Annotated in this window: 18 protein-coding genes; 5 read left to right on the plus strand and 13 right to left on the minus strand. The window is 38.8% G+C overall.

Features of this window, described 5'->3' with window-relative positions; translation table 11 throughout:
• Positions 1 to 35 precede the first annotated feature (35 nt).
• From lipA to rsfS, 10 genes are all read right to left on the minus strand, one after another.
• A complete protein-coding gene (lipA, locus tag Q0976_RS08565; protein ID WP_299492987.1) occupies positions 36 to 1,001 on the minus strand; it encodes a lipoyl synthase in 966 nt (321 codons plus the stop codon).
• Complete coding sequence (gene lipB, locus Q0976_RS08570; RefSeq protein ID WP_299492989.1) at positions 998 to 1,654, minus strand: lipoyl(octanoyl) transferase LipB; 657 nt, start codon at positions 1,652 to 1,654, stop codon at positions 998 to 1,000. Before lipB ends, lipA begins: the two co-directional genes overlap by 4 nt.
• Before the next feature lie 81 nt (positions 1,655 to 1,735).
• Positions 1,736 to 2,002, minus strand: a complete 267-nt coding sequence (ybeD, locus tag Q0976_RS08575) for a DUF493 family protein YbeD (RefSeq protein ID WP_298770428.1) — start codon at positions 2,000 to 2,002, stop codon at positions 1,736 to 1,738.
• A gap of 133 nt (positions 2,003 to 2,135) precedes the next feature.
• The gene (locus tag Q0976_RS08580; RefSeq protein WP_299493159.1) at positions 2,136 to 3,311 is read right to left on the minus strand and encodes a serine hydrolase; all 1,176 of its coding nucleotides are present in this window, start codon (positions 3,309 to 3,311) and stop codon (positions 2,136 to 2,138) included.
• 100 nt (positions 3,312 to 3,411) lie between these two features.
• Positions 3,412 to 4,224: a septal ring lytic transglycosylase RlpA family protein gene (locus tag Q0976_RS08585; protein ID WP_299492991.1), complete on the minus strand. Its 813-nt coding sequence runs from the start codon at positions 4,222 to 4,224 to the stop codon at positions 3,412 to 3,414.
• A gap of 293 nt (positions 4,225 to 4,517) precedes the next feature.
• Positions 4,518 to 5,537: a lytic murein transglycosylase B gene (gene mltB / locus Q0976_RS08590; RefSeq protein WP_299492993.1), complete on the minus strand. Its 1,020-nt coding sequence runs from the start codon at positions 5,535 to 5,537 to the stop codon at positions 4,518 to 4,520.
• Positions 5,538 to 5,548: 11 nt separating this feature from the next.
• Positions 5,549 to 6,655 (minus strand): rod shape-determining protein RodA, encoded by a 1,107-nt coding sequence (gene rodA / locus Q0976_RS08595; RefSeq protein ID WP_299492995.1) that lies wholly within the window; start codon positions 6,653 to 6,655, stop codon positions 5,549 to 5,551.
• Complete coding sequence (gene mrdA / locus Q0976_RS08600) at positions 6,652 to 8,505, minus strand: penicillin-binding protein 2 (RefSeq protein ID WP_299492997.1); 1,854 nt, start codon at positions 8,503 to 8,505, stop codon at positions 6,652 to 6,654. Before mrdA ends, rodA begins: the two co-directional genes overlap by 4 nt.
• Positions 8,506 to 8,583: 78 nt before the next feature.
• Positions 8,584 to 9,054, minus strand: a complete 471-nt coding sequence (rlmH, locus tag Q0976_RS08605; protein WP_299492999.1) for a 23S rRNA (pseudouridine(1915)-N(3))-methyltransferase RlmH — start codon at positions 9,052 to 9,054, stop codon at positions 8,584 to 8,586.
• Positions 9,054 to 9,383: a ribosome silencing factor gene (gene rsfS, locus Q0976_RS08610; protein ID WP_299493001.1), complete on the minus strand. Its 330-nt coding sequence runs from the start codon at positions 9,381 to 9,383 to the stop codon at positions 9,054 to 9,056. The genes rlmH and rsfS overlap by 1 nt, the downstream gene beginning before the upstream one ends.
• Before the next feature lie 987 nt (positions 9,384 to 10,370).
• Between rsfS and brnQ (Q0976_RS08615) the strand changes: the two genes are divergently transcribed.
• The 4 genes from brnQ (Q0976_RS08615) (at position 10,371) to Q0976_RS08630 (ending at position 14,324) form a co-directional block, all read left to right on the plus strand.
• A complete protein-coding gene (brnQ, locus tag Q0976_RS08615; protein ID WP_299493003.1) occupies positions 10,371 to 11,765 on the plus strand; it encodes a branched-chain amino acid transport system II carrier protein in 1,395 nt (464 codons plus the stop codon).
• A gap of 153 nt (positions 11,766 to 11,918) precedes the next feature.
• Positions 11,919 to 13,256 carry a branched-chain amino acid transport system II carrier protein gene (gene brnQ, locus Q0976_RS08620; protein WP_299493005.1) on the plus strand — a complete coding sequence of 446 codons (1,338 nt, stop codon included), beginning with the start codon at positions 11,919 to 11,921 and terminating at the stop codon, positions 13,254 to 13,256.
• 104 nt (positions 13,257 to 13,360) lie between these two features.
• Positions 13,361 to 13,843: a type 3 dihydrofolate reductase gene (gene folA, locus Q0976_RS08625; protein WP_299493007.1), complete on the plus strand. Its 483-nt coding sequence runs from the start codon at positions 13,361 to 13,363 to the stop codon at positions 13,841 to 13,843.
• 91 nt (positions 13,844 to 13,934) lie between these two features.
• The gene (locus Q0976_RS08630) at positions 13,935 to 14,324 is read left to right on the plus strand and encodes a DUF3718 domain-containing protein (RefSeq protein ID WP_299493009.1); all 390 of its coding nucleotides are present in this window, start codon (positions 13,935 to 13,937) and stop codon (positions 14,322 to 14,324) included.
• A gap of 425 nt (positions 14,325 to 14,749) precedes the next feature.
• Here Q0976_RS08630 and Q0976_RS08635 read toward each other — a convergent pair whose 3' ends face one another.
• Positions 14,750 to 16,771: a methyl-accepting chemotaxis protein gene (locus tag Q0976_RS08635; protein ID WP_299493011.1), complete on the minus strand. Its 2,022-nt coding sequence runs from the start codon at positions 16,769 to 16,771 to the stop codon at positions 14,750 to 14,752.
• Positions 16,772 to 16,921: 150 nt separating this feature from the next.
• Positions 16,922 to 18,394, minus strand: coding sequence for a glycosyltransferase family 2 protein (locus Q0976_RS08640; protein ID WP_299493013.1), 1,473 nt, complete (start codon positions 18,392 to 18,394; stop codon positions 16,922 to 16,924).
• A gap of 602 nt (positions 18,395 to 18,996) precedes the next feature.
• Here Q0976_RS08640 and aroG point away from each other — a divergent pair.
• Positions 18,997 to 20,049 carry a 3-deoxy-7-phosphoheptulonate synthase AroG gene (gene aroG, locus Q0976_RS08645; protein WP_299493014.1) on the plus strand — a complete coding sequence of 351 codons (1,053 nt, stop codon included), beginning with the start codon at positions 18,997 to 18,999 and terminating at the stop codon, positions 20,047 to 20,049.
• A gap of 74 nt (positions 20,050 to 20,123) precedes the next feature.
• Here aroG and Q0976_RS08650 read toward each other — a convergent pair whose 3' ends face one another.
• Complete coding sequence (locus Q0976_RS08650) at positions 20,124 to 20,297, minus strand: hypothetical protein (RefSeq protein WP_298770460.1); 174 nt, start codon at positions 20,295 to 20,297, stop codon at positions 20,124 to 20,126.
• Positions 20,298 to 20,695: the final 398 nt, after the last annotated feature.

The following is a 20,695-nucleotide window of genomic DNA, read 5'->3' on the forward strand; positions in this document are numbered from 1 at the left end:
ATTAATGATCCGTAATCAATTATATACAGTGAACGTTATTTAACTTCTTTACCTTGCGCTTGAAGATCGGCATGGTAGCTTGAGCGAACCAGTGGCCCACAGGCTGCATGAGTAAAGCCTATGCTTTCAGCGAGCTCTTTTAACGCTTCAAATTCTGCTGGTGGCACGTAACGCTCCACTGGTAAATGGAATTTTGATGGTTGTAAATATTGGCCTAAAGTCAGCATTTCCACATCATGAGCACGTAAGTCATGCAATACTTGCGCGATTTCTTCGTTGGTTTCGCCCAGCCCCATCATTAAGCCCGATTTGGTCGGCACATTTGGATGGCGAGCTTTAAATTTTTTCAGTAAATCTAAAGACCATTGATAGTTTGCACCAGGGCGCGCTTTACGGTAATGGGTTGGCGCGGTCTCTAAATTATGGTTAAAGACATCGGGTGGCTCGGTCGCCAAAATATCCAGCGCTGCATCAATGCGGCCTCGAAAATCGGGGACTAAGGTCTCGATTTTAATCTCTGGATTCAGTAAGCGAATTTCGCGAATACAATCGGCAAAATGTTGTGCGCCACCATCACGGAGATCGTCACGATCAACAGAGGTGATCACGACATATTTAAGCTTCATGTCTTTAATGGTTTGTGCTAGCTTTTTAGGCTCCTCGGCATCCGGCTTGAGCGGTCTTCCGTGGGCGACATCACAAAAAGGACAGCGACGCGTACAAATTGCACCTAAAATCATGAAGGTCGCCGTGCCATGGTTAAAACACTCGGCAAGGTTAGGACAAGAGGCTTCTTCACACACAGAATGTAAGCCATTTTTTCGTAATGCTTGTTTGATTTCAGTAATACGCTGATTTGATGCGGGCAATTTGACTTTCAGCCAACTGGGTTTGCGCAGCATGGTTTCCCGCTCGGAGGGAACCACTTTAATGGGGATCCGTGATACCTTATCAGCATCTCTTAGCTTGACGCCGGGTTGTAATCTTTCAGGCCTATTCATAATGACTCTGCTAATCCTTGGTGATGAACGAGTTGCTGGTAGCCAAGCTGTTGGCTAAGCGTATTTATCAATTGGTTGCCTGCCTCTATGACATTTTGGGGGCCGCCAAGAGGCTTACATTGGATCATTTCCATTCCTGCATACCCACAAGGGTTAATGCGCTGAAAAGGCGACATATCCATATCGACATTAAGTGCCAGTCCATGAAAAGAACAGCCTTTACGGATCCTAAGCCCCAATGAAGCTATTTTACGCTCATCGACATAAACGCCGGGGGCATCGGCTTTGGCGTAAGCATGCACTTGATATTGTGCGAGCATATCAACGATACTTTGCTCGATTTTAGTGACTAATTCTCTTACACCTATTTTTAATCTTTTGATATTAAGTAAGGGGTACACGACAAGCTGACCGGGTCCATGGTAAGTGACTTGGCCACCTCTATCGACTTTTATCACGGGAATATCCCCCGGGTTCAGAATATGTTCACTTTTACCTGCTTGTCCTTGAGTAAAGACGGGCGGGTGTTCGACTATCCAAAGCTCATCGGGGCTAGAAGCATCACGATTATCAGTATAATCCTGCATGGCGTGCCATACGCTTTGGTAATCTTGTTGTCCTAGATGCCGGATCTGCAAAACTGCTTCTTGCAAGGGCAGCCTCTCTACTTAAAAGATCCATTATACAATAAGTGTTAACCGAATCACACTTATCCTGTTTTGTGCTAGGCGACGTTATAGGACGCGCTTAACGCCTTCAATTGCTGCTAATTCAGTATAGAGGGTTTCTACATGATCTTTACTCGTGACCAAGACTCTAATTGTGACTGAATGGTAAGTGCCTTTGCTAGAAGCTTTTGTGGTAGGACTGTAATCGCCCGGCGCATGTTGCTGTACAACCGCGACCACTCTATCGGCTAAGGTGTCACAGGCATCACCAACGACTTTGAAGGGAAAAGAGTTAGGAAATTCCATTAACTCATCAAATTTAGTTTCTAACATGTGTTATCTCTTAACTTATACGAATACCGCTTTATATGGTGACGATTATACCTAATTCAAGCGGTATTGTGAAAGCCTTGGCAATAGAGTGACGCGCAAACAAAGAAGCGACCTTAAGGTCGCTTCTAAAGTGTTAGCTAAACCAAGAGCCAAATTTTTGTTGGAAATAATCCATTAGACGGCTGAACCAACTGCCTTCATTGACTTCTTGCAGAGTGACAAGAGGGAATTGTGCAATGTCTTTGCCATTCAGCTGGAAATACACATTGCCAACGACTTCGCCTTTTGCAATGGGGGCTGTGAGAGGTTTGGTGAGTTCAAAATTCGCTTTTAAATTTTTAGCTTGGCCGCGATTAATGGTAATGGGGGTATCAGTATTAAAACCTAAATCCACATTACTGCGATCGCCATACCAGATTTTTTGAGTGACGAAGCTCTCACCAGCTTTATAAGGTGTGACCGTTTCAAAGAAACGGAAGCCATAGTTGAGGAGTTTTTTACTTTCTGCTTTACGGGCGGCTTCACTTTTTGTTCCCATCACAACAGAGATTAGACGCATACCATCTTTGGTGGCTGAAGTGACTAAGTTATAGCCTGCGCCTGATGTATGTCCGGTTTTAATTCCATCAACATTTAAGCTTTTATCCCACAATAAACCATTACGGTTATACTGCTTGATTCCATTGTAAGTAAATGACTTTTCTTTATAAACCTTGTATTCATTCGGTACATCACGAATGAGGGCTGCCCCTAAAAGGGCCATATCATAAGCTGTACTTTTATGATCTGTTGCATCTAGACCGTGAGCATTTTCAAAATGGCTATCTTTCATGCCAATTTGCTTAGCCCAAGAGTTCATTAAATCAACAAATGCTCCTTGTGTGCCTGCAATGTGTTCAGCCATTGCGACACAGGCATCATTACCCGATTGAATAATAATGCCTTTGTTGAGTTCCTCAACGGTCACTTTTTTACCCACTTCAATAAACATTTTTGAAGAGTCAGGGAAATTTTTTGACCAAGCATTTTTGCTGATAGTGACTTCATCAGTTGGGCTAATATTACCGGCTTTAATTTCTTGACCAATCACATAGCTGGTCATCATTTTCGTTAAGCTGGCAGGGTTGAGGCTTTCATATGCATTTTCTTCTGCAATGATCTGCCCAGTATTGTAATCCATTAATACAAACGCTTTGGCGGCAACTTTAGGTGCATCAGGGATCACCATTGGAGCAGCAAAGGCTTGAGTAAAAGAAAAAGAGGTGACAAGTAGCACTGCTTTGAGCGAATTATTTAAAAATTTCATAATAACAAGGCGCGTCTTATTTGTTTATGTTAGAAGAAAACCATTTTTCAGAGTATACCATTTACTGGACAGAGGAATAGAAAGAAGGTTCATTAAAGTTACTTTATTCGATGACGAGATAGCTGTTAGGATAGCCGTCATTTTTTAGTTTATCAGCGAGTTGAGTCGCCAGTTGTTGCTGTCCAATAGGGCCTAATTGTAAGCGATAAAGGTTATCAACAGTTTGTAGCCGTGATTTTAATTGGTACTGAGTTGTGAGTTTCTTTGCTAATTGATTAATTTTTGTCTTATCTGCAGAAGCAAATACTTGAATATAATGTTGCTTATTTGAGCTTGTTTCTGTCATAGAGAGCAAAGTTGGAGCGGGCACATAGATAACTTCAATGTTCACTTTTGCTGTGCCTGTTTTGAGCATATCCAGCTTGTATGCGGCTGCGTAGGATAAATCAATTAATCTATTTTGATGGAAAGGACCCCTATCATTAACTCGAACCACAACAGTTTTGCCGTTACTGGTATTAGTGACTTTTACAAAGCTAGGTAAAGGTAAGGTTTTATGGGCAGCAGTCATGGTATACATATCGTAGACTTCACCATTGGAGGTAAGATGACCATGGAACTTAAGGCCATACCAAGAAGCGATACCTGTGGCTTTATAATCTTTTCCTGAGTCTAATACGCGATAGGTTTTACCCATGACTGTGTATTTTTTACGATTTCCACCTCTACTATAGGGCTCGTATTGAGGAGTAGCATCTTTGACTTGGCTGACATCGGGCGCAGAGGTCGGTGCTTTATCTTTATCCATAGCGTAACGCCCCGCATTAGGATTATCAGTATTGGGCTTTTTACTGGCGCAGCTAGTGATAAGGAAGATAAACGAGAGACTGCAAATAAGAGTGATGTTTTTTATCATTGGTACTATTTTACAGTTCAGGCGATGAATAATATGCAGCATAAGGGCTAGGAAGTATTAGCGCTAGTGCTAATTTCATTTTATATGTTAATTTTCGTATCATTTTAATGCAACAATTCACTTGAGTCAGCCAGCAGTCAGAAATTGATATGATAAACGGGCTGAGTGAGCCATGTTTTGGTTATTTCTTTATTTTGGTTTTAAGTCGGTATTGAGTCTGCGAAATGAATTGTAGAGCAAAGCCAACGTTATATTATGATAAGTTGGCTTTAAAGATAATTGTTGTTTTGAGTTTACAGTGACGTTTGATGAGCTGCCTTCAATTGTTGGCTAAATTGATAGACCGCCATGGCGTATAAAGGGCTTCTATTATAGCGGGTGATCACATAAAAATTGTTAAAACCAAGCCAGTATTCATCATTGTCCGCTGTATCGAGTTCAATCAGCAGGGCGGGCTGCTCTAAATATTTGTTAAATGTTTGAGAGGATACATCAACATAAGGGCTGAAGTCAGCAACTTGATATTCAGGCTTTTTGCCTTTCCATACACTGAGCTTATCAGGTTTATTGTGAGACTTGATTAAAGGAATTGCAACGGGGGAGCCTTGCTGCCAGCCGTGTTGATGAAAATAGTTGGCGACACTGCCAATGGCATCAATAGGACTATTAAGTAAATCTCGACGACCGTCTTGATCAAAGTCAACGGCGTAGTGGCGATAGCTCGAAGGGATAAATTGTCCATAGCCCATGGCACCCGCATAGGAGCCTTTAAGGTGGGTAATATCCAATTTTTCCTCTTGGCTTAAGCTTTGTAGGTTCGCAAATTCAGAGCGAAAAAAATCAGCGCGAGGTGGATAGTAAAAACCTAAGGTATACAGGGCATCAATGACGGGGTAATTCCCCATGACCCTGCCATAATAGGTTTCAATGCCGATAATAGAGACGATAATTTCGGGTTCTACTTGGTATTGTTTAGCCGCTTTTTCTATAGTGTCTTGATATTTTGTCCAAAAACTCACACCGGTATCAAGCCGTTTTTGAGTGAGAAATATAGGGTAATATTGATCCCAAGGCTTGGCTTCCCAAGGGCGGGTGATGGCATCAATAACCGTCTGATTATAATGACCTTGCTCTAAGAAGGTATTGATGGTTTCTTTATCATAGCCTGCGGCTAATTGTGTGTTGATAAAGTCTTGTTTGTATCGTTCAGTTTGTGCTTCCGAAGCAATATTTGTTGAAGAGCAAGCCATTAAACCAAAAGAAGTGGCGGCGAGGAGTGAAAACTGAGCAAGGGAGCGTGAAAAAAAAGTCATAAATCCTTGTCCTATCTGTCAATGAAGCGTCTATGGGTATGTATGCTCATTAGAATGCCAAACCCTGTCATTAGAGTGAGCATTGAAGTACCACCGTAACTGATTAAAGGAAGTGGAACACCAACCACGGGAAGCAAGCCTGATACCATGCCTATATTGACAAAAATATAGACGAAAAAAGTTAGGGTAATACTCCCCGCTAATAATCGTGAAAAACTGGTTTGAGCTTGTGAGGCTATCATGAGTCCACGACCGATGACATAAAGGTATAATGTTAATAGGATTAAGCTACCAATTAGACCAAATTCTTCACCGATCACCGCAAAAATAAAGTCAGTATGGCGTTCGGGTAAGAATTCTAATTGAGATTGTGTACCATGAAGCCAACCTTTTCCCCAAAGTCCACCGGATCCAATGGCAATTTTGGATTGAATAATGTGGTATCCCGCACCCAGTGGATCTTGTTCAGGATTAAATAATGTGAGAACACGAGTACGTTGATAGTCGTGCATTAAAAAGAACCAAAGTATGGGAAGCATGGCTAATATGCCGACTACGACGCCAATCACAATGCTCCAGCTCATTCCTGAAAGAAATAACACAAAGATCCCTGAAGCGGCCACGAGTATGGAGGTGCCTAAGTCGGGCTGCTTTGCGATCAGTAAGGTTGGAATTAATAATAAGATTGCTGCTCCTGCAAGATAGCGTTTTTTAGGAGGTAAAGGAAATTTACTGATATACCATGCCATGGTAATAGGGAACACTAATTTAATGAGCTCTGAGGGCTGGAACTTCATAAAACCTAAGTTTAACCAGCGTTGTGCCCCTTTGTTTATTTCACCAAAAAAATGTACCCCTAAGAGCAGAATTATGCCTGCCATGTAAATAGGGAAAGCCCAGCGCCTTAAGACTTCTGGGTTTATTTGTGCCATACCAAACATGATGATTAATGATAATACCATGCGAACCATTTGGCGATCGAGTAATGCCATATCTTCGCCGCCAGCGGAGTAAATGACAATTAAGCCATAAGCCATGAGGCCTAATAGTCCGAGTAGTAAAGGAAGATCGATATGTAATTTTTGCCAAATATTCGGCTTATGGTTATGTGTACTCATTTCACCGCTTTTCCATTGTCTCTTAGCATATATTCATCGAGCATAGCACGGGCAACGGGTCCCGCATTTTTTGATCCCCAGCCCACATTTTCAAGTACCACAGAGAGCACGATTTTAGGGTTCTCATAAGGAGCGTAAGCAATCACTAACGCATTATCTCGTAAGTGTTCGTCAACGGTTTTTGCATTGTATCGTGTATCTTCAGCCACACTAAATACTTGAGCCGTTCCCGTTTTCATGGCGGCAGTATAAGGGGCGTCTTTAAAACGTGATTTATGTGCAGCTTCGCGCATGGCTTCAGATACAATATTCCAGTTATTTGGATCTTTCAGTACGATAGGGGCTAATTCATTATCAGGGTTTTCGTTAGTACTATTGGTGGTGACTGATTTTAGAAAATGTGGGATAAAACGCTTTCCTCTATTTGCTAATGTCGCCGCAGCATTGGCTATTTGTAATGGGGTGGCAGTCCAATACCCTTGCCCAATACCGACAGAAATGGTGTCGCCAATATACCAAGGTTGATTATAGCGGGCTCGCTTCCAACCTTTCGAGGGCAAAATACCTGGGGACTCTTCTGTAATATCCACTCCTGTTGTTTCACCAAAGCCAAAAGGTCCCATGAATTTGGCTATGCTATCGACACCACTTTTATAGGCCAAATTATAAAAATAAATATCACAAGATTCGACGATGGCGCTGTGCACATCGACCCATCCATGCCCCCAACGTTTCCAATCGCGGTATTTTCTTTCAACACCCGGTATTTGCCAGTATCCTGGATCCCATACTCGAGTCTGAGGCGTAACCGTTTTATGTTCAAGCCCCATTAAAGCGAGAAAGGGCTTAACGGTTGAAGCGGGTGCATATTGTCCTTGGGTGGCTCGGTTAATCAATGGACGAGATTTTGAATTAAGTAGCTTATTATAGGCTTTAGAGCTGATCCCATGAACAAATTTATTGGGGTCATAACTTGGGCTTGAGACCATGGCTAGAATGCCGCCATCACGGGGATCAATAGCGACAATGGAGCCACGCTTACCTTCCAGTAGTTGCATGGCTTTTTGCTGTAGTTTTAAATCAAGCGTTAAATAGATATCTTTACCCGGCTCCGGCGCTTCCGATTTCAATACTCGAATGGTGCGGCCACGGTTATTGACTTCTTCTTCTAGGTGTCCTGGTTCGCCATGTAATGTTCTTTCGTAGTAGCGTTCGATTCCTTGTTTGCCGATATCATTCGTTGCTGCATATTGCTTCCATTCATTTTCTCGTTCGAGTTTGGCTTGATCGCGCTGGTTAATTCGGCCGACATAACCTAATGCATGGGTCAACAGACTGGAGTATGGATAATAGCGTTTAAGTCCTGCTTCAACTGATACTCCAGGAAAACGATATTGATTGACACTGAATTGTGCGACTTCATCTTCAGTTAGGCGGTTTTTAATGGTTAGTGGTTTAAATCGGCGGTGCCCTTTAAGAGAGGCGGTAATATCATCAATATCATCATCGGTTAATGGGACTATTTGCTTAAGTTGATTAAGCATTGCTGGAATGTCTTTTACTTTTTCAGGTAACATTTCCAGAGAGTAGAAAGGTTGATTTTCAGCAAGTAGTACACCGTGTCTGTCGTAAATGAGTCCCCTGTTGGGGGCAATGGGGACGACACGAATACGGTTATCGTTTGAGCGTGTGGTGTAATCTTGAAAAGAAAGGATTTGCAGGTGATAAAGGTTGCCCAATAATACGCCTAACAATGAAAAGACGCAGATAAACGTAAAAATAGCACGACGTTTAAACAGTGATGCCTCTGCGACATGATCATTCATGGTTATTCGTTTATTTGGTGTCACAGATGCAATCCCCTTAACCCTTTAATTGTTAGGTACGCTCACTTAACCTAATATTGATGCCATGTGTTAATTTAGTATCTATTCTCTATGGTATGGGTGGTTGTTATTAATGCTCCAAGCACGGTATAAACTTTCAGCAACGATGACTCGAACCAAAGGGTGAGGTAAAGTCAGTGCAGATAAACACCAGCTTTGTTTCGCGGCCTGCTTGCAGGCGGGTGATAATCCTTCTGGTCCACCAATCAATAAACTGACATCACGGCCATCGAGTTGCCATTTGTTGAGTTGAGTTGCCAAGGCTGGAGTTGTGAAGTTCTTACCCGGTAAGTCAAGACTCACAATATGATTGCTTTTAGGTACCTGAGCGAGCATTAACTCGCCTTCTTTATTTAAAATGCGTGTAATATCGGCATTTTTACCACGCTTACCTGCAGGGATCTCAATCAGTTCAAGCGCCATATCTCTTGGAAAACGGCGCTGATACTCTTGAAAACCTTGTTCGACCCAACTTGGCATACGTGTGCCAACGGCGACTAACTGAATTTTCATTATTCTGGTTTTTCTGACCAAAGTTTTTCAAGTTGATAAAAATCTCGAGTTTGCTGTTGCATAACATGCAAAATAACGTCGCCTAAATCAACCAGAACCCATTCGCTGGTGTCTCGGCCTTCAACACCTTGAATGTGTATTTTGGCTCGTTTTGATTCAACGACTAGATTTTCAGCAATCGATCGAACATGAGTTTTCGAGTTACCTGAGCAAATTACCATGTAATCGGCAATATTTGATTGCTTGGAAACGTCGAGTATGGCGATATCTTTTGCTTTTAAATCTTCGATTTTATCGATTACAAATTGCTTTAATAGGGCGCTTTCCACGCTAAGTTACCTTTTAGTCTTAAAAATAGCGCAGCAGTATAGCAGGTTTCCAAGCAGACTAGTAAGCAACTCTTGGGCTATCGCTAAATTTTAATGTAATTTGATGAGGATTTGTTGAACTTTTATGTGCAAAGAGCACTTTTTAATTGTGGCACAGTGGTTGCCGCCTAGGGACGGTTCGTTTTTTATGATTAAATTATGTTTGAGATAAACGTGTTTTAATCGTTGCAAGAAGGGGGACGCTTAGTGACTCTAATTCCTTTTTCTTTAAACAGCGAGCTCCCAACAAAAAATAAAACACGTTTAGCCAGAATAAAGAATGAGGACAGCGATTACCGCTTCCCGCTTCCTTTCTCAGTGTTATTGTCTATATTATGTTTGACTTCAAGAATGTGCATTCACATCCATATGAACACGACATTTGTTCATTCGTAAACATCATCACCAAAGATTAATAGCCTCTAACAATTTATTAAACTTTACCGTCATAGGTTTATTGGCTTAGTGCCCATCGTTTCATAGATGAATTTAAAATAAACAGATCTTAATTATTCTATTAAGGTTGAAAAGTATACACTGAATCAGTTGAGTTTTATCAATATTTAGCATGTTTTTTGTTGCCAAAAGGTATGAGGTTGTTTGTTTTTTGTTTTTGTTTTGATTGGTTTTATTCTTTGTTAAACCTGTTTCACCTTCATTTGTTGTTGGTGTTTTTTTTTTGTGGTAAATACACTCCTTTTTTTATTATATCTTTGATTACCAGTTGCGTATTGGGTGAGGTGAGTTACTTGGGGGTTACCATTGTAAAAAAGTGATGGGACAGTTTTCAATGATTGAGTTAAACCATGTTGCGAATGCTATGCCATGGCAATGAAAGGATGAGAGTCCTTATGTTTAAACAAGAAAATAATAAATTAATGCAGTAGAGAAATTTTGGACTATTAATGCTCGTTAGTATAAACATATTTCAGTATCTATCTGATTTTAATGTTTATAGTGAGAAAGATAGCGATTTTAAAAAATGGGATAGTGACTTTGCAAAAAAATCAATTGAGTTTGGCTGATACATTAGGCTTAGGTTTTATGACCTTTGCATTTTTTTTGGGTGCAGGAAATTTGATCTTTCCTCCTCTCGCTGGCTTTTTAGCGGGTGATAATATGACTTTTGCCATGTTTGGCTTTTTGTCTACCGCGGTTGGTTTACCCTTATTGGCGTTAATTGCGGTGGCAAAAGCGAATGGTAAAATTATGGCTTTGTTACCTGCAGGGATTGCCACGTTATTTGCCGTGACGATTTTTATTATTATTGGTCCTGCTTTTGCGGCACCAAGAACAGGGCTGGTAGCGTTTGAAGTGGGGTTAAAACCTTTCTTAGGGGACAGTAGTGCAACTGTGCAGTTGGCTGATCTGAGTTTTAATCTTGCCCAGCTCTATTATACTTTTTCTTTTTTTGCTATTTCGATGATTTTTGCTCTTTTTCCTGGAAAATTGTTGGATAATGTCGGCAAGGTGCTGACCCCGATTTTACTATTACTGTTAGTTGGACTGGCTATTTCAGTGATTATATTGCCGGGTTCAAATGTTCAACCTGCTTCTGGTGATTATGTTTTACATCCACTAACAACAGGTATTTTAGAGGGTTACAATACCATGGATGCATTAGCATCATTAATTTTTGGTATTTTAATTATTGATATTTTACGTAAAAAAGGGATTGAAAGTCCGCGAGCACAAACTCAATATTTAGTACGAGCGGCTATTATTGCCGCGATTGGTTTGGCCTTTGTATATATTTCGCTGTTTTATTTAGGGGCAACAGCAGGGGATTTAGCTTTAAATGTTACCAATGGGGGACAAATTTTAACTAACTATGTTGTTAGAGAATTTGGCTCTTTTGGTCTGGTACTGCTTTCTAGTGTCGTGACTTTAGCATGCTTAACGACTGCGGTTGGACTATTAAGTGCTTGTTCAGAATTTTTTAATGAAACTTTCCCCGTCATTTCATATCGTATTTTTGTCATAGGATTAAGTTTAATTTGTGCTTTAGTGGCGAATGTGGGTTTATCACAATTAATTAGCATCAGCGTTCCTGTGTTGATGATGATTTATCCTGTTGCGATTGCACTTGTTTTAGTGACCTTTTTAACTTCTCGATTTGCTCGCCCAATATTCGCGCATCGCTTTATATTGAGTGTTGCTTTGTTATTTGGCGTTATTGATGCCTTGAAAGAAGCGGGAGTTAATGTCAGTATTTTTGATTTCATGCCGCTACAACATCAAGGTATGGCTTGGTTGTTACCCACTCTGGGTGCAATTTGTATTTGCTTATTCATCAAAGTAGATAAAAATCAGGTTGAAAATATGGCTGAAAGCCTAAATTAATAAAGGTTTCTTAATTGAGTTAAGCAAAGCCCTATTAATTTAGGGCTTTTTTATTACCGTGTATTTATTGTTATGTTTCACCTTTCTTTTAGTCACTTAAGGGTGATTGCTGCTACAGTGTTTATATAATACTGAGCAATGATTTGGGGATGTGTGAATACGAATAAATTAAGTTATAGAGATACGTTAGCGCTAGGGTTTATGACTTTTGCCTTTTTCTTAGGTGCTGGTAATTTGATTTTTCCACCGTTCATCGGTTTTTTAGCTGGAAAGAATATGATGTTAGCCATGTTTGGCTTTTTGCTAACGGGAGTCGGTTTACCGTTACTTGCACTCATCGCAGTGGCTAAATCGAACGGACAAGTGCTGGGTTTGTTGCCTAAAAGCATATCTACGCTGTTATCTTTTCTTATTTTTATTATTATCGGACCGGCTTTTGCTATCCCTCGCACGGCCTTAGTTGCTTATGATATTGGCTTTTCTCCTTTTCTAGATGAACATGTTCCTGAGTGGAGTTATTGGGAAATACACTTTAATCTAGCACAATGCCTCTATACCTTTGTTTTTTTTATTGCGGTGTTATTCTTTGCCTTATCGCCAGGTAAGTTAATTGATACGATTGGGAAAATATTAACGCCTATTTTAATTATTTTATTGCTTGGGTTAGCGATTTCTGTCATTGCTTTACCCAGCATTCCATTAGCGTCAGCTCAAGGAATATATCAACTAAATCCATTTACCAGTGGTATTTTACAAGGGTATAATACTATGGATGCCTTAGGTGCATTGGTGTTTGGTATTTTATTAATTGATGTATTGCGTCAAAAAGGTATCAATAAAAAAAGTATGCAAACATACTACCTAGTACGTGCGGCCTTAATTGCTGCAATGGGGTTAGCTTTTGTTTACATCGCTCTTTTTTATTTAGGCGCCAGTTCGGTGGGCTTAGAGTATCAGCCGAGCGATGGTGGCCAAATTCTGACAAGTTATGTTACACAGCATTTTCATTATATTGGATTAATCATATTATCAATGGTAGTGACCATAGCTTGTTTGACGACAGCTGTAGGAGCATTGGGAGCATGTGCTGAATTTTTTCATGAACAACTTCCAAGGTTGTCTTACACTCATTACCTGATTATTTTTTCAATTATTTGTAGCATCATTACTAATGTGGGATTATCGACATTAATTACGTTAAGTGAACCCATTTTACGTATCATTTACCCCATTGCGATTACGATTATCATTGCGACCTTTCTAACTTCTCAATTCGCTTTTCCTGTTTTGTCTCATTGCTTGATAGTCGGAGTCGCCTTTATTTTTAGTTGTCTTGATGCTTTAGCGCAGCTTGGTGTGGTATTGCCTTTTTTGTCTTTCATACCGCTTCAATCGCAACAAATGACTTGGTTATTACCGACTGTGTTAATTATAATTATATGTTTATTAATCAAAAAAAAGTGTAATTTAAATTTTTTTAGTAAGAAGTAGTTAGGCTACGGGTTTTAGATGAAATCAGAAGCGATTGACTTGTATTATTGGCTTTTTTACAGGTAAGATCTTTGCTCAATGAATGGTTTGAGAGTGGATATATTATGAAAATCGCTATGATTGCGGCAATGGCGAATAAAAGAGTGATCGGAAAAGACAACCAAATGCCTTGGCATTTACCTGAAGATCTCCGTCATTTCAAAGCAATGACAATGAATAAACCAATTGTTATGGGAAGAAAGACTTTTGAGTCCATCGGACGTCCTTTACCTGGACGACATAATATTGTGATTACTCGGCAAGCAAACTTCTCTGCAGACGGAGTAACGGTCGTTGACTCTATTGATGCGGCGCTTAAGATTGTGGATCAAAGTGATGAAGTTGTCATTATTGGTGGTGGTCAACTTTATGCTGCTATGTTGCCAAAAGTTGATCGTTTGTATTTGACTGAAATTGAACTTGATGTAGAGGGGGATACTTTTTTCCCTCATTGGGATGACGGCTCTTGGCTAGAAGAGTGTAGAGTAAGAGAGAAAAACAGTGATGGTTTAGAATATTCCTTTATCAACTTGGTTAAAAAATGTTAAATTATACTGGTTTAACATGTTATTCAAAGGACTAATAAGTACGGTTTTGTACTTTCTTTGGGTTAAGAAAAATATGATAAAGGAGTGCCCGATGCGTTTGTTACCTACAGCAATGGCTGCGTTGATTGTAGCATCTTCATTTACAGTACCAGTACAAGCAGATCCCCAACAACTGGTTGCTAATATCTGCCACTATGTCAAAAGTGATGATAAAAACCGTTTACGAAAGAAATTAAAAGAAAACCGTTTAAAATTAAGAAGTATTTATTCTGGGATCTCCTGTGATGGGAAAAGCTTGTTACGTACAGCTTTTGATGCCAATGCGGATAAAATTGGAACATTTGTCGCTAAGCGTTTATCAGTGAAAGAGTTGAAATCTGTTGAAGCCGATGGTCAAACCATTATCGATTGGGCTAAAACAAAAGGATATGCATCGAGTGCAATCACGTCGGCGATTGAGGCGCGTATAGCAGGAAGCTAGCTCGATTTAATAAGAATGAATAAAAATACCGAACTGCAATTCGGTATTTTTATATATACCCGTGATACTTGAAGATGCATGTTTTCAGAGCCTGTAAAAGATCCTAATTCAAGGCGTATTCTTGTAAAAGAAAAGGTGCAGAAATGCTTATTGCCTTTTAAGGTGATGCAACTTCGATGTAGGTGCTTTTACAGACTCCCAAAGGGCTGACTCTTTTGAGTAAAGAGGAAAGCCTTTTATACGGCGTTACTGAACATCAGCTTAGAATCACTAGGCACGGTGTTCAGCTGACCATCAAGGATGATGGAAATGTCATTTATGCAGGCGCAATGAATGACCTTGTCTAAAAGACTTTTAATTCCAGCTGAACCCTGCATTTTCAAGTATCACGGGTATAGTCAAGTTAATAGTATTTTTCTCGAAGATTAGATTGTAAATTCTTTCACTGAAGCTTGTAACTCTTCTGCGAGTTGAGCAACTTGATGGCTTGATTGTGCTGTTTGATCGGCTCCTGTCGCTGTTTCTTCTGATATGGATGCAATATGCTCCAACTTTTCAGATACTTGTTGGCTAACAATATGTTGCTCCTGCGCAGCTTGGGTAATATGGGTTCCAGAGTCATGTGCTTTATGAACGGCATGACTAATACTTTCTAATGCATTATTAGCCTGTTCTGTTTTTTCTACACATGAGTTGGCTTGGGCCTTACCTAATTCCATTACCGATACAGCTTGCTCTGCACCTTGTTGAAGTACCTCAATCATTTGTTGTATTTCTTGGGTGGAATCTTGTGTTCGAGATGCAAGGCTTCTCACTTCATCAGCAACAACGGCAAATCCTCTTCCTTGCTCTCCTGCACGGGCAGCTTCAATTGCTGCATTGAGTGCTAATAGGTTGGTTTGTTCTGCAATACCACGGATCACATCTAAAATTGAGCCAATTGATGCACTGTCTGCATGGAGTTGATTGATGACTTTCCCTGCAGTGGAGACTTCTTCTGCAAGTGCTAAGATTGTTTGTTTATTTTCATTGGCGATGAGTCTCATATGTTGACTTTCGTCATCTGCTGCTTTGATTTCTGTGAGTGCTGCATTAGCACTAATCGTGACTTGTTGTGCACTTGAATGTAATTGTGTGGTTGCAGCAGCGACTTGATCGACTTGATTTTTTTGCTCTTGGATACCAACGGTTGTTTGCGCTGTAATCGCGGAGGTTTCTTCTGCTGCTGCGGCAAGTTGGTCGGAGCGATGTAGAATACCTTCTATGAGTTGGCGAAGACTATCGATAAGACGATTGCAGTTCTTTGATAGTTTTGCAAATTCATCATGGCCTTCTTCATTCAGTTTATGAGTTAAATTACCTGAGGCGAGGATATTAAAAGCTTGATTAACACTGTTGAGAGAGCGTGTTAATGGTCGAATTACAGCAATACTCACCAGAATCGCCACAATAATTGCAATGATCCCTAAAATGAGGGTATTTACACTCGCTGAGCGAATATTATCGATGGCGGTATGACTGATTTGTTGAGACATAGATTCAATCGCGTAAGTCAACGTTTGCATTGACTCATTAGTATTACTAAATGATTGTTCTATTTGTGAAAATAATGAATCTGCTGTTCTTTGGCTTTCAAGTGCTTGGCTTTTGAGCATTAAAATAGCATTGGGGCCCTCGATAAGCGAAAACAGTGTCGCGGCTTCATTATTAATTTTTTGTATTACATCAGCATCAATAACATGACCCCATGTTTTGGATAGATAATCGAGTTTATTTTGTGTATCACTGACAATGAAGCTGAGTTCTTTTTTAATGGTTTCAAATTTGGTTTGGTCTGTTACTTGTAATAAGTCATAACTGGTACTGACAATACCACTAAACCCTGTATCGATACTGCTTGCTATTGAAGCGATTTGTTGTTCTTGAGGATCTTCACTGATTTCAAAATCAATTAAATCGAGCAAATAAGATGCAGTATCATCTGCTGTATTTTCAATGCTATCCATTTTCTCAGAAAGATGCTCTTTCGTGATTAGCGTGGCTTCATGAGTGGTGAGTAATTGCTGGCTACTGTCGTTGAATACTTGATAGTTTTTCTTTAAATCCGCTAAGATGACATCAAACTGTGCATCGTTTTTGACTTGGGTCGATAACGCCTTAAGTTCACGAGTAAATTGTTGATGGTATTGTTTAGATTGCTCAGAAAAAGAAGCCATTTTGCGAGTATTTTGATTATAAAACGCCGTGATGTTTTGTTTTTCTTGTAGGAAGAGCGAGCTGGATAAAGTGTGGCTTGATTTTAAAGCTGGAATACTGACATTCTGTAGGACACTGGTGCTAGTTTTTAATTTATTATTGGTGAGCAATGAGGCTGCACCTAATATAATCAATAGTAAGGTAACGACACTAAACCCTCCTATCACACGTGTAGCGACATTCATTTTCATAGAGGACCCCATCGTTGTGTTTACTCGTGTAAAATCACGTGAATATAAAGCGTAATATTCATATCGGCACAAAAGTAAATGAGTTTAGGGTTTTTTTATTTTTTTTGTAACTTTAAATTAACCTTAATAAGCAGGAGCTAAATAAGTTTTTTACGGTTTTGAGCGTTTTACAGGATTTAAATTCGATTTTGTTGAAGGATCGTGTTTACAAACAGACTTGCCATGAATGGCTAAAATATGCAGCGAGATAAAGGATATTAGATTATAAGACAGTAATACAAAGGGGGTTAAAGCAATATGGATAATATTACGGAATAGACCCACTTTTTCTTTTTTTAGATTAAAAAAACGTACAAAAAGACTATCTATAAAAAAGACCCAAATGATAAAAATCCAAGGGATAACGCCCAATATATACCAAAGTTGTGCATCATTTGTATATTGATAATGATGCAAAATGGGGATTGCGATTAAAGTCGCGAAGAAAATAATACTTTGGAAAATGCCGTAGAGAAGCGTGAGTGTGAAGGCTAAGCGACTCGTTATCACTAGTCCCATATTAGGTGCTTTGCTACAAATATAATGAAATATTTCAAATGCTCCAATACTCCACCTTTTGGCTTGTCGATGCCACTCGCTGAGTTCTTCTTGCCAATTTTTACCTGATGTTGGGCCGCAAATAACAGGTAAGTAAATTGGACATAATTTTATTTTACCTTTGCGGGTATTCATTGAAGAAACGAAATAGTGCATATCTTCCATTTGATAAGTGGGATCAAAAAAATCATTATCGATACAAAGTTTAAGTGATGAAGAATAAACACTCATAGAATGAACTTGAAAGGGAATATTAAACCCTATCAACCAAATTGTTCTAAAGAGAGCGGTGATCCTTGTAAAAAATGGAGAATGATTTAGGTTCCAGTTATAAAATAAAGCGGCTTGCCATATGATATTAAAGCGTAATGTACCTGATTGTTTTTCAAAGCTTTGGGATATGTAATCTAAATATCGGCGATGTAGGAGTGTATCTGAGTCCATGACTGTCAACAGTGTATTGTCGAGAGTGAAGTCATAAGGTAAGTCATTAATTATACACAAAGCAGATTTTACCGCATAACGTTCATTACTGCATTTTCCTGGGATCTCATTTTTAATATTGTTTGGGTGAATACAGATATCAAATCGGTAAAACTTGTCTTGGTAAGCTTGCATTAAAGACAGTTTGGAAGCTACTAAGTTTGGGCTTTTAGCTTCAAAGCTTACAATGACAATGACGTTATTTTGAACATTGATTGTTTGTTTTAATATACATTCGATAGACTCTGTTATGACTTCGATAGGCTCTTCAAAGCAGGGGATAATGATCAAGTGTTTTGTTTTGTTGGAGATTGGCGCTTCTTTTTTATTTTCAATCAACATTTTACAAAAAAAATAGCCGCTTGTTACCATCATCACTAACATTAAACTTGCTTGTAATCCCCAAATAAATAGTGAGAAGTTATATCCTTTCTGAGGATTAATGTCCCATAGATAGTCAGCAAGAAATAAAATGCTCCAGAGTGTAGGCAATAAGAGTAAATACCAACGCAATATTTGTTGACTTTTGAAATAATTTACCATTTTTGTTAGGCCATGTATCAACATCATTTGTTGAGTCGATTTAACGTGCTTCAAGTATAGAAGGTATTTGGATACTGTTTGATTTTTATTGTTAGAATGGCGGGAGACTTTCGTGTTTTAGCGCTATTGTTTACGAAAGCTAACTGACTATGAATGGAGAATAAATAGCGAAGTTTGAATTTAAATTGAGCATAAAAATAGAGGATTAGGCCAATCGTATTTTCTGATAGTAATATCGCTTTAATAAATAACGATTAAAGGAACGACAGCCCTATATATGATTATTTAATCAGTAACGTTAATAAGTATTTTTGATGTGACTTTATATTTTTTTGTAGCTTGTTTGTTTTCATTGATGTGTGTTTGTTTGCTCTTTGTTTTTTTGTTGTTTTTATTTGGTATCCCTTAAGAGCCTGTGTAAAATAAAGCTAGTAATTTTACATTTATATTACAAGTTAAGTTGACTTCAACGTATTGATCTGTATCTATTTTTACAAATAAACATCAACCTTATTGCAATGTGAAAGGATACTCGATAGTTTATACTCGTTTTATTATTAAGAGATCCTAATGAATAGGTTAACCGGAGCTAATTACTGACCATGTATTACCAAAATGATGATGTTCGTATTAATAAGATTAAAGAGCTGTTACCCCCTATTGCTATTTTAGAGCGATTTCCGGCGACACAGAACGCATCAGCGACAGTATTTAATGCTCGAGAGAATATTCATAATCTATTAGCAAAGAAAGATGATCGCTTGTTGGTTGTGATTGGCCCTTGTTCGATTCATGATACTGAGGCTGCAATTGAATATGGCCAACGTTTAGTCAAATTACGTGAAAAATATAAAGATCAACTTGAAATTGTCATGCGGGTTTATTTTGAAAAACCCAGAACAACAGTAGGTTGGAAAGGCTTAATTAACGATCCTGATATGGATAATAGCTTTAAAATTAATGATGGGTTACGCACTGCTCGTAAATTATTATTGGAGCTAAACGATATGGGGATGCCCACAGCGGGAGAATTTCTCGATATGATAACGCCTCAATATGTTGCGGATTTAATGTGTTGGGGAGCGATAGGGGCACGTACAACTGAATCTCAAGTACACCGTGAACTTGCTTCTGGCTTATCCAGCCCTGTTGGGTTTAAAAATGGAACTGACGGCACGATAAAAGTCGCAATTGATGCCATAGGCGCTGCCAGTGCAGCACATCATTTTTTATCTGTAACTAAGTTTGGGCATTCAGCGATTGTTGAAACCAAAGGTAATCCTGATTGCCATATCATTCTACGTGGCGGTAAAGAGCCTAATTATAGTGCAGAACACGTTGCGCAAATCAGCGAACAGCTTGATAAAGCTGGTCTTGCTCAAAATATTATGATTGATTTTAGTCATGCAAATAGTAGTAAACAGTTTAAACGTCAAATGTTAGTAGCTGATGATGTTGCATCACAAATTTCTCAAGGTGAGCAAGCTATTTTTGGTGTTATGGTTGAAAGTCATCTTATTGAGGGCCGTCAAGATCAAGTATCTGATCAGTCGCTTTGTTATGGACAGAGTATTACCGATGCTTGTATTGGTTGGGATGATACTGAAGTTTTATTGAAAATATTAAATAACAGTATAATTGAACGTCGAAGCTAAAAGTTAATGATGGAGGCTATTTTTATGCCTCCATATTAAAAGGTTTGGTTATTAATTTTTTAATCGAAATCTTTTTAGGCTCGTTGACTCAGTAAATAGTCATTGGCTTTTGCTAAGCTTCCAAAAGAAGCGATTAAGTTATTTTGACCTTTTTCTTGGATTTCAGGGTTACCCGATTGGGTCATCATCCATATCCAAGTTTGGATGAGTGGTAATGGTGGGTATTGTATATTTGATGAATCCAACATTGTTGCCCCTTGCTTGAATCTGAGTGAAAATACTTTTTGCTAACTCAATAATATGAATGTTCGATATTTTTGAGGTATCAAGCCATAGTTCATAGCCTTTACAAAGGTTAACAATATTCGTGTTAATGTTAAATCTTTTTTTACAAATATGACTAACCTTTTTTGTTTAATTTTTATTGTTTTTTTATTTGAACAATTTATTTGAGTTATATTAGGTTTTCCTATATTGAAATTAACTTGAAAAACAGATTAGAAAACAGTGGGCTGAGTTTGTTTTCTTTATGCAGTTTTATGTGTATATTTAAGGTGATCTAGAGTAAATATGCGAATTTTTTAACTAATAAATCAAAAAAAAGAGTGCATATTGTGTGCATATGAATTAATTTAGATACGGTGTT

The sequence above is a fragment of the uncultured Shewanella sp. genome, assembly GCF_947501665.1.
In the GTDB taxonomy this organism is placed as follows: domain Bacteria; phylum Pseudomonadota; class Gammaproteobacteria; order Enterobacterales; family Shewanellaceae; genus Shewanella.